At 41.8% G+C, this 13,467-nt stretch carries 13 protein-coding genes; 2 read left to right on the top strand and 11 right to left on the bottom strand.

Annotated elements, in window-relative coordinates; translation table 11 throughout:
• From DL92_RS21340 to DL92_RS0116825, 7 genes are all read right to left on the bottom strand, one after another.
• Nucleotides 1–282 (bottom strand): hypothetical protein (locus DL92_RS21340; protein WP_026668365.1); only part of this gene is annotated, 282 nt, incomplete at its 3' end.
• A gap of 548 nt (nucleotides 283–830) precedes the next feature.
• Nucleotides 831–2,402 (bottom strand): GH25 family lysozyme, encoded by a 1,572-nt coding sequence (locus DL92_RS0116850; protein ID WP_034469616.1) that lies wholly within the window; start codon nucleotides 2,400–2,402, stop codon nucleotides 831–833.
• A 45-nt stretch (nucleotides 2,403–2,447) separates the two neighbouring features.
• Nucleotides 2,448–2,954 carry an O-acetyl-ADP-ribose deacetylase gene (locus DL92_RS0116845; RefSeq protein WP_026668363.1) on the bottom strand — a complete coding sequence of 169 codons (507 nt, stop codon included), beginning with the start codon at nucleotides 2,952–2,954 and terminating at the stop codon, nucleotides 2,448–2,450.
• 28 nt (nucleotides 2,955–2,982) lie between these two features.
• Nucleotides 2,983–3,768, bottom strand: coding sequence for a formate/nitrite transporter family protein (locus tag DL92_RS0116840; protein WP_026655533.1), 786 nt, complete (start codon nucleotides 3,766–3,768; stop codon nucleotides 2,983–2,985).
• A 114-nt stretch (nucleotides 3,769–3,882) separates the two neighbouring features.
• The gene (locus tag DL92_RS0116835) at nucleotides 3,883–4,656 is read right to left on the bottom strand and encodes a type III pantothenate kinase (protein ID WP_026668362.1); all 774 of its coding nucleotides are present in this window, start codon (nucleotides 4,654–4,656) and stop codon (nucleotides 3,883–3,885) included.
• A gap of 16 nt (nucleotides 4,657–4,672) precedes the next feature.
• On the bottom strand, nucleotides 4,673–5,320 hold the full coding sequence (locus DL92_RS0116830; protein ID WP_026668361.1) for an ECF transporter S component: 648 nt from the start codon (nucleotides 5,318–5,320) through the stop codon (nucleotides 4,673–4,675).
• Between the two features lie 264 nt (nucleotides 5,321–5,584).
• Nucleotides 5,585–6,127 (bottom strand): glutathione peroxidase, encoded by a 543-nt coding sequence (locus tag DL92_RS0116825; RefSeq protein WP_026655536.1) that lies wholly within the window; start codon nucleotides 6,125–6,127, stop codon nucleotides 5,585–5,587.
• A 166-nt stretch (nucleotides 6,128–6,293) separates the two neighbouring features.
• Here DL92_RS0116825 and coaBC point away from each other — a divergent pair, with 166 nt between their 5' ends.
• Nucleotides 6,294–7,493 carry a bifunctional phosphopantothenoylcysteine decarboxylase/phosphopantothenate--cysteine ligase CoaBC gene (coaBC, locus tag DL92_RS0116820; protein WP_026668360.1) on the top strand — a complete coding sequence of 400 codons (1,200 nt, stop codon included), beginning with the start codon at nucleotides 6,294–6,296 and terminating at the stop codon, nucleotides 7,491–7,493.
• Nucleotide 7,494: 1 nt separating this feature from the next.
• On the opposite strand, the gene DL92_RS0116815 is transcribed toward coaBC, so the two are convergent.
• Both DL92_RS0116815 and DL92_RS0116810 read right to left on the bottom strand, forming a co-directional pair.
• Nucleotides 7,495–8,022, bottom strand: coding sequence for a hypothetical protein (locus DL92_RS0116815; RefSeq protein WP_026668359.1), 528 nt, complete (start codon nucleotides 8,020–8,022; stop codon nucleotides 7,495–7,497).
• 526 nt (nucleotides 8,023–8,548) lie between these two features.
• Entirely contained in the window at nucleotides 8,549–9,529 is a 981-nt protein-coding gene (locus DL92_RS0116810; protein WP_026668358.1) for a helix-turn-helix domain-containing protein, read from the bottom strand.
• A 294-nt stretch (nucleotides 9,530–9,823) separates the two neighbouring features.
• Here DL92_RS0116810 and DL92_RS0116805 point away from each other — a divergent pair, with 294 nt between their 5' ends.
• Complete coding sequence (locus tag DL92_RS0116805) at nucleotides 9,824–11,578, top strand: methyl-accepting chemotaxis protein (RefSeq protein ID WP_026668357.1); 1,755 nt, start codon at nucleotides 9,824–9,826, stop codon at nucleotides 11,576–11,578.
• 49 nt (nucleotides 11,579–11,627) lie between these two features.
• Here DL92_RS0116805 and DL92_RS0116800 read toward each other — a convergent pair whose 3' ends face one another.
• Together DL92_RS0116800 and DL92_RS0116795 are read right to left on the bottom strand one after the other, a co-directional pair.
• Nucleotides 11,628–12,224 carry a hypothetical protein gene (locus DL92_RS0116800; protein WP_026655542.1) on the bottom strand — a complete coding sequence of 199 codons (597 nt, stop codon included), beginning with the start codon at nucleotides 12,222–12,224 and terminating at the stop codon, nucleotides 11,628–11,630.
• Between the two features lie 28 nt (nucleotides 12,225–12,252).
• Nucleotides 12,253–13,455, bottom strand: coding sequence for a glycosyltransferase (locus DL92_RS0116795; protein WP_026655543.1), 1,203 nt, complete (start codon nucleotides 13,453–13,455; stop codon nucleotides 12,253–12,255).
• Nucleotides 13,456–13,467: the final 12 nt, after the last annotated feature.

Raw genomic sequence — 13,467 nt, 5'->3', positions numbered from 1 at the left:
CTCGGCTTCTCTTATCATCTTATCTATGGCACTTCTAAGCCGCGTACACTCGCCCTTTGCTCCGTCCATTCTAAAAACGCAGACGTTCTTAGCCTTAACTGCGTTCTGCTCGTTAACGCCAATCCACTCGCCTGCTCTGCTTAAATCTATTCCATCAAGTGTATCTTTCTGGGTCTCAATCTGTCTGATATATCCGTCGATAACTGTCTGTTTCTCCCTCATTGCTCTGATATCTTCTCTGATTTTTTCAATCTTTCTTCTGCAATCCCCGATTCTGCTCACTATAACCTCCAATACGTTATTGTTACATATTTTTTACATAGCAAATGCGCCACATGCTAACTTTTTCCATTTTTGTGAATATTAATTTATTATAGTTTAATAAATATTCACAAACATTATTGCATAATCCGGATAAGATGTAAATCAAAAATAGTAAGACCTTCAAGTACATCATATTGTAACACAATATTCAATTTTTTGTAGACAGCCCTGCTCCAAAGCCATCCATTTAGAAGTGTAGATATTTCACTGTGAGGCAATAAGGCGGTTTTTCGCAGTATTTAAGTATGTTGCTATATTCAAGAGCAATAAAAAGACTTAAGTTTTCATTCTGTTCTCGCTCCAACTGTTTGAGCCCATTTATGGGCGAGTTTTGGAGCGAAGAATGAAAGCTTAAGTCTTTTTATGCCTTGAATATCAACATACGTGGCAACAAGAAAAACCGCCTTATTGCCTCATGGTGAAAAACAACAACCTCCAAACGGATGGCTTTGAGATAGGGCGTGAAAAAGGCTGTAACACTGACTTGTGCTACAGCCTTTTCTATTTTATTCCACCACTTTAAGCAAGCTGCTTACGCAGTAAAGTGTCTGTCCGTTATACTCAACCCTTGACCAGCCGACATCATTATTGATACCTGTTCGGGTAGCGTTCTCACCTGCTTTGAGCGTTGCTGCAACAGTTGCATCGGGATCGGTAACGCTGGGCTTCGTTCTGAGGTTAGCCTCTTCTTTGGCTGTTACCGTCTCGTTGCAAGAAGCAAACTTAGTCTTAAGACCCGAGTTATCTTCTACAGGTGCAGCTGCCGACTGCTGCTTAGGTGCACTTAAGTCGGTCGTCAAAAAGCTTGATACCGCGTAAAGATTCCTGCCGTTATAAGTAACCCTTGACCAGCCGCTCGAACTTACTCCCGTGCGCTGCGCTGTCTGGCCGTTCTGAAGCGTCTCAGCAACATTACTGTCTGCTCCCTGGCTCGGCTTATCTCTTAAATTCGTCACGCTCTTAGCTGTGACTGTTTCATCCACAGGATCAAACTTCATAAGTGCTTCAACATCGGCAGAAGCAACTTCTCTCTCAGAAGTATCTTTTGCGGTCTCAGTTCCGTCATATCCAAAATATGCTACGTCTACGTCAACCTTCTTGCTGATTCCGTCAACGTCACCCTGATTGGTGTACTGCCACATTGCGCACTGACCGCCGTAAGCAGGTCCCTTTGCAATATTTGAAGTATCCTGGTTGTACCATGCCATCCAGATCTTATAAGACTTCTCAATCTGTGATGTATTCCACTTCGCATCCTCGGCAAGTTCTCCCTTTGATGCGTAGAAAATAGGCGTATATCCTGACTTATGTATCTGCTCAAGGAATGCAATCGCAATATTACTTCTATCGTCCTTGGTAAGATTAAACTGTCTGCTCGTCTCTTTTTCAAAGCCCTCGCAGTTATATCCTACGGGATATGTGATCGAATATTTTGCGATATAATCTTTTACCCAGTTAGCTTCTTCTATCGCTTCGTCCTTGGTTACAGCTGTGGAAAAAAAGTATGCTCCGACCTTAATACCGTTTTTCTCAGCTTCCTGCATGTTGAACTTTGCGTTGGTATCCGGCTTGATCTCCCCCGATGCAGAATCTCTGTAACCGACTCTTACCATGGCAAAATCAATTCCTGTTCCCGCAACCTTGGCCCAGTCGATAGTTCCCTGGAACTTTGATACGTCTATTCCGTAAGTCACCTTGGAATTCTCACCGACACTGCTTGCACTCACAAGCTCTTTGATATTGACATTTGCTCCCGTCTCCTTTGGTGCCGTAGTCTGAGGATCCGTTGCAGCCGGTTCTTCCGAAGATGCTTCTGTTGCTGCTTCTTCCTCTTCAGAAGCTTCCGTAGTAGCCTCAGCAGCAACCTCCTCTTCGGGAACTGATTCCTCGACCTCTGCTATATCAAGTTCTTCCTCTTCATCCTTTGAACCCTTAGACAACAAAGAGCCAAGTAAAATACCTACAATAAGTAAAAGAATCGCTCCGCCCGCGATATAGATCTTTATAAGATCCTCTTTTCTAAGACCTCTTCCCCTGCGATTTTTTCTGCCCCCTGCACTTTCAAAACTGTTCTTCATATATGCTCCTATACTTTCAGCGTGATGTTAGAATAAAAAGTTACATCAGTTACCGATTACCGATTGATAAACTTCATAGTCGTGTTCCGAGAAGTTTACTATCGTTATCTTCATATCATACTCCGGATTTTCCGAAAGCCATGTCGTTATCGCATTAAGCGCCGTTTTTGCGGCAGCTTCTTTGGGATAACCGTAAACTCCCGTAGAGATTCCGGGAAAAGCGATGCTGTGAACATCATTTTCTTTTGCCAGCGAAAGCGAATTATAGTAGCAATTATACAGGTCAGTCTCGTCGCTCTCTGCACCTGAATAAATCGGTCCGACCGTGTGAATAACATATTTGGCGGGAAGATTGTATCCCTTCGTAATCTTCGCTTCGCCAGTTCTGCATCCGTTAAGCCCTCTGCACTCGTTAAGAAGCCCGGGGCCTGCCGCTCTGTGAATCGCACCGTCTACTCCACCGCCACCAAGAAGGCTTGAATTGGCGGCATTTACAATGGCATCAACTTTAAGTTTTGTGATATCTCCAACGTAAAATTCAATATTTTTCATTTTCAATGTCCCTCAGTGAAACAAAAGGTCAATCCTTCTTAAGATAGATCAAATGGTAAGCCGCACCTACGCAGATACCTCCGCCTACGATATTTCCGAGCGTTACGGGTATAAGGTTGGTGACAAAAAATCCCAAAACAGACAGTCCGTCTGCAGGAATACCATGAACGTATGATGCAAGAAATCCTGCAGGAATAAAGTACATATTGGCAACGCAGTGCTCAAATCCGCAAATAATAAAGAGCATAACGGGAAGCCAGAGCGCAAACACCTTGCCGGCAAGCTCATCTGCTGCAAAAGAGCACCAAACAGCCATGCATACAAGAACGTTGCAAAGGATTCCGCGTAAAAAAGCATCTCCAAATGAAATAGTTGATTTTGTGACAGCTGTTTTTACCACCTGAGTTGCAAGATTGCCGTCATTAAATGAATATATATGGCTAAATGCAGCAAGTGCCGCGATCAAAAAACCTCCGACCATATTTCCGATATATACGATTATCCAGTTTCTGATCATTCCTTTAGCTGTAGCTTTCTTTGATAAAACAGGGATTGTAATAAGACAGTTTCCTGTAAAAAGTTCAGCTCCTCCAACAAGCACCATAAAAAGACCGATTGGGAATACAACAGAGCTGATAACCCTTGCGCTTGACGGATCTGCTGCGCAGCTTGATGCAATCTGACTTCCGAGACCGCCGAGTGCTATAAAAGAGCCCGCAAGAATGGCAAGCATAAAAGTTTGCAAAAATTTTCCTTCTGTCTTTCCCTTTCCGACTACTTCATACTTTGCTGCTATCTCTGCAGGTGATTTCATTATAATTTTCCTCCAAAAAAACTTTTCTTCATAATTCGACTATCTGATTATAGACCTCTTTTGCCATATTGAAAAGAAGCCGCACCCTGTTTTTTTCAAGGTACGGCTTCTTAATTATCTGTTCCTATTATATACCGTCAAAAGCCCGCGCATCAGTAGATCCGGATCTCTTATAACTTCCGCGTCCATCCACTCTGCTACAGCTTCTGACCATCCCCCTGTTATGACAACCTTTAAGTCATCAAAACCATGCTCATTAATGACTTTTTTTATCAGCCCCGTGAGCATTATTCCTGTTCCTGCCACGGCTCCCGATATCATATTCGATTCGGTATCCGTTCCAAGAAGCTTATCTGTCTTACGTGCAGTAAGTTGTGGGAGTTTCGAAGTTCTCTGTGCCTCTGCATCAAGCGACAACTGAACTCCGGGACATATCATCCCCCCTACGAGTCTTGCTTTCTCATCAGCAACCGTTACTGTCGTACATGTTCCCAGATCACATACCATTACAGGGCATCCATACTCTGAAACTGCAGCCGCAAGATCTGCAACCCGATCAAATCCCAAGCAGGAAGTGTCATATCTTGATACGTCTATTCCTGTGTTCATTGTGGTGTTTGGAATCATTGCATCTTTACCTGTTATCTTCTTCAGTGCCCCTGCTGCCTTATCCGTCATCTCAGTGACAACGCTTGATAAAACTGAGCCGTCAAATGATCTGTCTTTTAATCCTGCCTTACTTATCAGGTCTGCAAATCCTTCCGCAATCTCATCTTCAGAAAAATCCCTGTCAGACTTAAGTCTTCCAAGTTCTCTATATTCAGATCCGTCAAAAAAACCTATGACAATATTTGAGTTACCGATATCTACAGCCAAAACTCCGCTCATGAAAATCGCCTTTTAATTAACCCCTGTGAAGTGCCTTGGAAAGTACCATTGCAAGAGTGCCTCCCAAAACGCATCCGACAACAGCCTCAATTGCTGCCTGAACGCCTACCATCCCGATAACGAATGCCATAGGTGTTGTAGCATTGTAATTGGCTGCAAGTCCCTGTACAAATTCAGTATTAAAGAAGAACAGGCAAAGTGAGCCCATGAAGAATGCCGTATTAAGAAGAGGCATAAGGGCGCCTGTTATATAGTAGGAAGCTGTCTTGAGCTTGCCCTTGTGTATAAGCTTATAAACAAATGATGTAACCGCTGCATCAAGAAATCTTGCAACAACCGCTGTCACAAACACTCCGAAAGGATTGATGTTAAAGAGTGTTGAAAGAAGTCCGCTTGATCCGTTGAGCGCACCGATAAAACTGTTGATACCAAATGCAAGACCACAGATAATGCCTGCAACAGGTCCAATCAGCATAGATGCAAGTGCAACCGGAACGGTTACGATTGAAACTTTCAATAAAGGTGTGGGAATTGTGCCTAAAAAAGTGTTACCCATGATGATGGTAACGGCAACAAGAAGTGCAGTCTCTACCATGTACTGCGTCTTTTTGCTCAGTCCGCCTAACTCCTCAGTCTTGCGGCTAAGTGATGATGTACTATCCATTTTTAATTCTCCTTAAATAATGCTGCAGTTTCAGTTCCTACTAAATACCGCGCACCATAAATATATCACAGAAAAGTTTTTTTGCAAGCAGAAAAAAATGTACCGAATTTTAATACAAAAAATCTCATCGGACGGGAGATATGTAATCCGATGAGATTTTTTATGAGATTGTAATGAGATAATATATTATAAAAAGCCTGTAAAAGCTTCTTATAAGCTGTTTTGTTTCTTTTATATTATATACTTTTCTTTACATTAGTCGCTTCAGATGAGCTTCTCTACATAAGCCGCTACATCTTCCATCTTCTGTGTAGGCTCAAAGCGGGCAACGACATTGCCGTCTCTGTCAATGACAAACTTAGTGAAATTCCACTTTATATCAGGATTATTCTTGTAATCCTTATCAATTTTCTTAAGCATTACATTCATAGCCAGTGCAGCTGCGCCCTTACCGAATCCTTCAAAGCCTTTCTGCTCCTTTAGGAACTTGTAGAGTTCAAGCTGGTTTTCGCCGTTTACATCAGATTTTTTCATCTGCGGGAACTTTGTATTGTAGTGAAGCTGGCAGAATTCATGGATTTCCTCATCGGTTCCGGGTGTCTGTCCCGCAAACTGGTTGCAAGGAATATCGAGAACTTCAAATCCGTTATCGTGAAACTTCTCATACATAGCCTCAATATCCTTGTAATGAGGTGTGAATCCACATCCTGTAGCGGTATTAACAACAAGAACAACTTTTCCTTTATATGCATCAAGCTTAACTTCATTGCCCTGAGCATCGGTTACCGAATAATCATAAAATCCCATGATATTACCTCCGTTTTGAAACAATGTTAATGGTTTTTTGTTTTGATTTAATAAAATTATATTGTATGCAATCTAAAATGTCAACAACTTTTTTCCATACTTTACATTCCTCACAAAATCGCGGTATACTCAAAGCGAATTTACTGATATTGTGATTGGAGAAACGATGTTAAAGGGAAAAAATGTAGTTCTGGGTGTTACGGGCGGAATTGCCGCATATAAATCAGCAGATCTTGCTTCAAAGCTCATAAAAACACATGCAAATGTAGATGTTATCATGACAGAGAATGCGACAGAGTTTATAACTCCGCTTACATTCGAAGCACTTACTCATACAAGGTGCATCACGGGCACTTTTGAAAGAAATCATCCTATGGAAGTTGAGCACATCGCACTTGCGGACAAAGCAGACGTACTTGTAATTGCTCCCGCAACTGCCAATTGCATCGCAAAGCTTGCAAACGGAATCGCAGATGACATGCTGACAACAACAGCTCTTGCATGCACCTGTAAGAAGATCATCGCTCCTGCCATGAACACCAAGATGTTCGAAAATCCCATAACACAAAAGAATATAGAAACTCTTAAAAGCTACGGCTATATTATAGTAACTCCGGGCGAAGGTTTCCTTGCCTGCGGTACTGTCGGAAAAGGCCGCATGGAAGAACCTGCAAAGATCCTTGATGAGATAATATATGAAATAGCCTGTCCCAAAGACATGGAAGGCATAAACCTCCTTGTTACAGCAGGTCCCACAAGAGAAGCACTCGATCCCGTCCGCTATATCACCAATCACTCTTCCGGCAAGATGGGCTACGCCATTGCTACCGCTGCCGCACGCAGAGGTGCAAATGTAACTCTCGTATCGGGAAAGACCAATCTGGAAGTGCCTTCTCACCTTAATTTCGTGAGCATCACTTCCGCAAAAGACATGTATGAAGCCGTTACACAAAGAGCAAACGATCAGGATATCATCATCAAAGCCGCTGCAGTTGCTGACTACACTCCCGCCAACTACGTAGATGACAAAATAAAAAAGAGTGCTCAAAAAGGCGACTTTGCGATTCCGCTTAAGCCCACCGACGATATACTTGCGTATCTTGGAAAAAACAAAAAGAAAGGCCAGATATTATGCGGCTTTTCAATGGAGACAAAAGACCTTCTTGAAAACTCAAGAAAAAAACTTGAAAAAAAGAACCTTGATATGATCTGCGCCAACAACTTAAAAGTCGAAGGCGCAGGCTTTGAAGTAGATACAAACGTACTTACTCTTATAACATCGTCCGATGAAAAAGAACTCGGAATCATGAGCAAAACAGACGCAGCAAATGTTCTTTTATCGGAACTTTTAAAAATGCGATCATGATTTAATTTACAAATATATTTTCTCTGTTCTTGAAATAGATATTATTTACAAAGATCATGATCACACCGACAACCGTACTTGCAACCATAGTTGTAATTTCACCATTCGATGAAAGCGCAAACGCGATAGCAATCAGATTAACCACCACAACCAGTGAATATGCGATAAGCACAAACTTTCTTGCATCTCTTTTTCTCTTAATAATCTTGATTGCTGCAATAAAGTCGATGGCGCCTGTTATTAAGAAGAGAATCGCAAGCACCATATATGCAGAAGACACTCCGGTCAGCGCAAAACAGCCAAGTCCTGAAACAACATTGGCAAGTCCTCCAAGCCACAACGCAAAATATCCAAGGAAATCTGCCCACTTAGTTCCAAGTCTTGGCTCTGCCTGAACATTCTGATAAGCACCATTCTCCATCATTGGCTGCGAAACCACCTGCTCATTCCCCTTAAGCGGCGTCTGACAACTCGGACATATAGCAATCCCATCTTCAACCATCGCTCCACATCTGTTACATACTCTCATACGAATCCTCCTCATGTAAGTTTAAGTTGTTATACGAGAAGCCCCTCAGATAGCCATAGCATCCTGCCCGCCCCCCGCATTTTCAATCATAACTCTCGCATTTATGATAATTATTCTACGTTATATTAATATGCTACCATACCTATTTCCCTCAGAAAAGCAATTCTTACAACATTCCGCATCTTTTTGCATTTTTATTCATATCCATAGCAAAGCTTTTTTCTATATAAGAAAAGCAACTACCCATTATTGCACTCAGAAGAAGTACTGCCGTATCCTGCGTAGGCTGGGAGGGTATATTGCCGATTTTTTAGTATGTGAGTATTTTGCCATATTCATGAGTGTAAAAAAGTAGAACTGCTTGTTCCGCTTTCGCTCCACCTGTCTGAGCCCATTTATGGGCGAGTTTGGAGCGAGGAACAAACAGTTCTGCTTTTTTATGCCATGAATATCAAAATACGAAACCACTAAAAAATCAGCAATATACCCTTCCAGCCTGCGCAGGATACGGCAGTACTTCCCCCTTTTACTTATCACGCACAGCCTTGATGATCCCTGCGATAGCTCCAAAGAGTACGGCTGCAACAGGCCAGATGATCCATGTTGTTTCCCACTTATCGGTCAAAAAGCTTACTCCAAGGAATACAGCTACGATTATAGGCCAGTATATTGATGCAACCTTACCTGTAATCTTATTAAGTCTTTTTCCGCTCGGAGTATAGTCCTCTTCCTGAAGCACCTTATTGCATGCATCAACAACCGCATTTCCCCTGATTATCATATTTACACCGACAGATACCATGATAAGAAGCACGCCTACCATAAGACTTGTAAGCTCTCCGCCGGAATTCATCATACTTGTTGCAAGAAGCGGCACACAACTAAGGATGCACATAATAACACCAACTGCGATAAAGCTGCTCTTTCTCTTTTCAAGGCGGGATTTCTTTTCCCTGAGCATGCCGTCTACGCCGTATGCAGTGTCAATCTCCTCTTTTTCAATATACTCAAAAGGCTTAAGGTCTTTGTCTGTTGTAATAAATATAAATACACCTGCCGCTACCATGAACAAAAGAATCACTATTCCGCCGACACTTGCGATATTATCGGAACACCTTCCATACTGACTAAGAGTTGAAAGTGCCATCATTACCGCAGGAGATGCTATACAAAGAGATACGCCAAGCGCTATGAACGGATTGGTTCTTTCCACCGCATCTATATATGATGTTGCGGTTTCCATTGTCACAAGCTTTTTGGGGCTGTAATCTCCCTCATATTCCGTAAGTTCGCCGTCGCCTGCCTGCTCAATCTCATCTTTTAATAAGTAATCCGTGCTGACGCCAAAAATCTTGGACATCATAAGTATTCTGTTAAGATCGGGTGTCGACTGTGCACTTTCCCATTTTGAAACAGCCTGTCTTGATACTTCAAGTTTATCTGCAAGTTCTTCCTGAGATAATCCAAGTTTTTTTCTTTCATTGATAATCTTATCCGCTAGAATCATTTTCTTTTCCTCCAAAATTTTTTTCGGTTGTTTGTTATGGGTAAAGATTACAAAAAACCACGGTTGCAATCTATAAAGTCTACTTTGAAATTTGTCAACCGGCAGTTGCATATAGCGCAAATAGTGGTGTAGGGGCATCTTTCTCTTTTCCGGAATCTGTCCCAAATCTGTATAAATGATAAAACAATTAAAAAAAACAAAAATTACTTTTACATCTATTGATATCATAAAAAAACGATGATAATGTGAAATTATAACAACATAAAATCTCATCCCCCTTTAAGGAGGCACCATATGATGAAAAGTCTCAGAACCAAAATTCTTTCTTGTTTCTTCCTTTTAGCCTTAGTTATGGTAATAGGCGTAGTTCTTATTGCAATAAGTTTCCAGGACGCCGTCAATGCGGCAAACACCATGTCAGGCACATATCTGTCCATCGAAAGAGACTTTGGAGACGCCAATACCAATCTGCAGAACCTGGTAAAAAGATTCTTTCTTGTCCAGGCAATGGCTCCGACAGGCGCCATGGATACAGATGACGGTGTCGCAACAATGGTAGACCCCGGCAAGCCCGAACAGGAAGCATTGAAAGCTGCACTCGACGATCTGGGTGTTCAGGTTCAAAAAGTAAACGATCCGGATTTTTCTGCAGAATACGAAACAATGAATTCAGCAGGAAATCTTTTCCTTTCCACATATAAAGAAATGGAAACAATGTTCTATGCAAAAAAATTCTCAGAATCCTATGACCTTTATTTTGCAAACTGCCACGAAGCAATACTTACATACGAGGACAATGTCACTCTTATGAAAGAACAGCTTCAGGCTCTCGTAGATAAAAACACCGCAACCTTAAAGGCGGCTGAGAAAAGCGTTCACAAATCTATTATAATAGGTTCCATCCTTTCCACAATTGTAGCTGTGATCGGAGTTTATGTAGTAAACAAGACAATTTCTCCTTTGCGTGCAGCTTCAATAGAACTTGACGAAATACTTTCCGCTATGAATGCAGGAAATGCAAATCTTTCACGTCGTATCAAAAATAGCTCAACAGACGAAGTCGGAGTACTTGTTTCAGGAATAAACAATTTCCTTACGACCCTTCAGGATATTATCGTAAAGATAAAATCCGAGTCGGGACATATTTATTCATCTGTTGAAAATACCGTCGGTCTGGTAAACACTTCCAAAGAAGATGTCAGCAATGTATCCGCAGTTATGGAAGAACTTACGGCAAGTATGGAGACCGCAAACAATACGCTTATTTCTCTTAATAACGGAGCAAAAGATGTAAATACCGCTGTCGGACAGGTTTCCGATCAGGTAGCAGCCGGTAACCAGCGCGTATCGGATATCAAAGATCATGCAACAGTCATCCGCGAAAACACCGAAAAGAAGAGAAATTCCACAAACGAGATGGTTTCTTCCATAAAAGACGGGCTTGAAAGCTCTATCGAAGACAGTAAGAACGTTGCACAAATCCAGACTCTTACAGAAGATATCCTCTCCATCGCTTCGCAGACCAATCTCCTTGCTCTCAACGCATCCATAGAAGCCGCAAGAGCAGGCGATGCAGGAAAAGGATTTGCGGTTGTTGCAGATGAGATCAGACAACTTGCCGAGCACAGTAAAGATACCGCAAACTCCATTCAGGAAATCAGTAATCAGGTTATTTCCGCAGTTGAATCACTTGCAAAAGATTCAAACGAGATGCTCACATATGTAAGCGAATCGGTACTTGCGGACTACGATGAATTTGAAGATGTTGCACAGCAGTACTATCAGGACGCAGAGGATATCAACCAGGTACTTAAGTCAGTAAACGAAAACACTGTTGTCCTCAACAACACAATCGGTGAAATGGCAGAACAGATTGACAACATCTCACACGTTATCAGCGACTGTACAACCGGAGTTTCAGATGCAACAGAAAGCACTACCGGAATCCTTGCTTCCATCACTACGATTCACGATGATTCCGAGAGTAACAGAGAAGTATCTGAACGTCTTCAGGAAGAAGTTAACCGCTTCTCTTCCTCCGAAGAATAATAAGAAGACTTATAGAAAAGACAAGGTTTTTTGGACCTTGTCTTTTTTCTTAATTACTAATATATTCTCCATCCGGCGTAACATCATTTCCCATATCCGGAAGTTCACCCGTATGCGATACGTACATTGAACTGCCAACTTTATGGAATGCCACATATGCTTCCGAAGCCTCATCAACACATGCTATCGCCGTATCCTCCGATACAAAATACGCTGTACCTGAACAATCTCCGGTATTTACGGTATAGATAAAAAATCCTTCAAATGAAAAACCTTCTTTGGTCTGATCACTTATCTCAATATCACCTGCGGAATTCTCAATTTCTATTCTCTGCCAATCACCTTCAAAATTCTTGGCCTTGGAGACGGATTTTCTTTTGGCATACAAAGAAGGAATATCTTTTTCTACAATGTAATCCGATGACAGGCTGCCACCTTTACCTGTTCCGTTAAGATCTCGCTGCGAAACCACTCTGACTGAAGAGTCTTCCTCCGCTTCCTCTGTTTCTTCTGTTTCCTCTTCCCCAACTACCAATGCATTCTCAAATGAATACATATCGTCGTCCGAAGAATCGGATTTACCCGCGCATCCACAAACTAGCATCGCGGAAATAACTGATGTCAAAATTACTTTACTACATTTCATTCCGACCCCCTAGAAACAAATCGGCCCATCAGTGCAAAACATCTTTTATACGTCGTACAGCGTCATCCAAGCCATTCTCGGCTCTGACTTTCTTAGAAATCTCCTCTGCTCTTTCTTTTTTGAAATAATATGAAGAATTCATTTCGTCAAGCACATCCATTATTGCTCTCTTGCTGACTTTGCTAACTTTTACCATCTTGGTCGCTATTCCGAGATCGTTTAACTTGATCGCGTACTTAACATGCTCCGCCATGTACGGAATAGGTATCGACGGAACCCCATAAACCATTGAAGCAGCACAAGTGCCAAAGCCGCAATGATGAATAACATATCTTGAACGACTAAATAACCAGCTATGCGGAACATCTCCGCATGACATAATACTGTCAGGAAGCTTGTAATTGGTCGCTATACTCTTCTGGAATCCCTGAATGATCACCTTTGTATCAGTTGCTTCGAATGCCTTAATGAATTTATCAAGCTTATCAGCAACAACATCATCCTCATAGGACATTGAACCAAATGACAGGACTACAGGCTTATCACCTGTTTCCATAAAGTTCTTAAGCTTCTCATCGGGAACAAAATCAACATCATCTTCATACCAAAAACCTGTAACAACGTTCTTGGCTTCCCAGTAAGGATTTCTGTCATTAACAGTCCTGCTGATCGGCATAAGATTGAGCCTGTCTGAAAAGAGCTCATCTACAGATTTAATTGGTCTGAGACCATATATTTTTCTCAGATTATTAAAGGGTTTTATTGCCCTGTTAGATCCAAAATTCTCCAAAACCTTCTCTGATACGGTCTGCTGTCTGAGTTTCTCGGGAATTGATTCTTTCTGAAGCGTTACATTTATCGTGGGAATACCTAAAGCCTCGGCTTCTACAGCACCGATCATAGTGTGGCCTACAATAACCATATCTCTTCCCTTGCAAGCATTCAAAATATCATGAGTTGCATTCTGGAAGAAATCAGCAACAAATTCCTGCTCCCTCATTGCACTCATGGGATTGGTACCGTTGCCTCTTATCGCAGCCATTTCTCTCTCAATATTTATATTGGAACCTATGGGAACAAAGTTAACTCCTGCCTTTTCGACAAGATCCTCCCAGTAAGGATGTGTTCCAATAGTTGTATCGATTCCCTCATCTATCAGCTTCCTTGCCAAATAGATATACAGCTGTACATCCCCACGCGTTCCCATTGTAAAAATCGCGATTTTGCTCATTTCAGTTTCCTT

The sequence above is a fragment of the Butyrivibrio sp. AE2005 genome (assembly GCF_000686965.1).
Taxonomy (GTDB): Bacteria; Bacillota; Clostridia; order Lachnospirales; family Lachnospiraceae; genus Butyrivibrio; species Butyrivibrio hungatei_A.
Note: the sequence above shows the minus strand (reverse complement) of the source record. Positions and strands in the feature narration are given on the sequence as shown.

Bases quoted from the DNA above. Each gene is read 5' to 3' on its own strand.
- DL92_RS0116850 (WP_034469616.1), bottom strand. From the start codon at position 2,402: ATGAAGAACAGTTTTGAAAGTGCAGGGGGCAGAAAAAATCGCAGGGGA.
- DL92_RS0116840 (WP_026655533.1), bottom strand. From the start codon at position 3,768: ATGAAATCACCTGCAGAGATAGCAGCAAAGTATGAAGTAGTCGGAAAG.
- DL92_RS0116795 (WP_026655543.1), bottom strand. From the start codon at position 13,455: ATGAGCAAAATCGCGATTTTTACAATGGGAACGCGTGGGGATGTACAG.
- DL92_RS0116810 (WP_026668358.1), bottom strand. From the start codon at position 9,529: ATGATTCTAGCGGATAAGATTATCAATGAAAGAAAAAAACTTGGATTA.
- DL92_RS0116835 (WP_026668362.1), bottom strand. From the start codon at position 4,656: ATGAGCGGAGTTTTGGCTGTAGATATCGGTAACTCAAATATTGTCATA.
- DL92_RS0116830 (WP_026668361.1), bottom strand. From the start codon at position 5,320: ATGGATAGTACATCATCACTTAGCCGCAAGACTGAGGAGTTAGGCGGA.
- coaBC (WP_026668360.1), top strand. From the start codon at position 6,294: ATGTTAAAGGGAAAAAATGTAGTTCTGGGTGTTACGGGCGGAATTGCC.
- DL92_RS0116805 (WP_026668357.1), top strand. From the start codon at position 9,824: ATGATGAAAAGTCTCAGAACCAAAATTCTTTCTTGTTTCTTCCTTTTA.
- DL92_RS0116815 (WP_026668359.1), bottom strand. From the start codon at position 8,022: ATGAGAGTATGTAACAGATGTGGAGCGATGGTTGAAGATGGGATTGCT.
- DL92_RS0116800 (WP_026655542.1), bottom strand. From the start codon at position 12,224: ATGAAATGTAGTAAAGTAATTTTGACATCAGTTATTTCCGCGATGCTA.
- DL92_RS0116845 (WP_026668363.1), bottom strand. From the start codon at position 2,954: ATGAAAAATATTGAATTTTACGTTGGAGATATCACAAAACTTAAAGTT.
- DL92_RS0116825 (WP_026655536.1), bottom strand. From the start codon at position 6,127: ATGGGATTTTATGATTATTCGGTAACCGATGCTCAGGGCAATGAAGTT.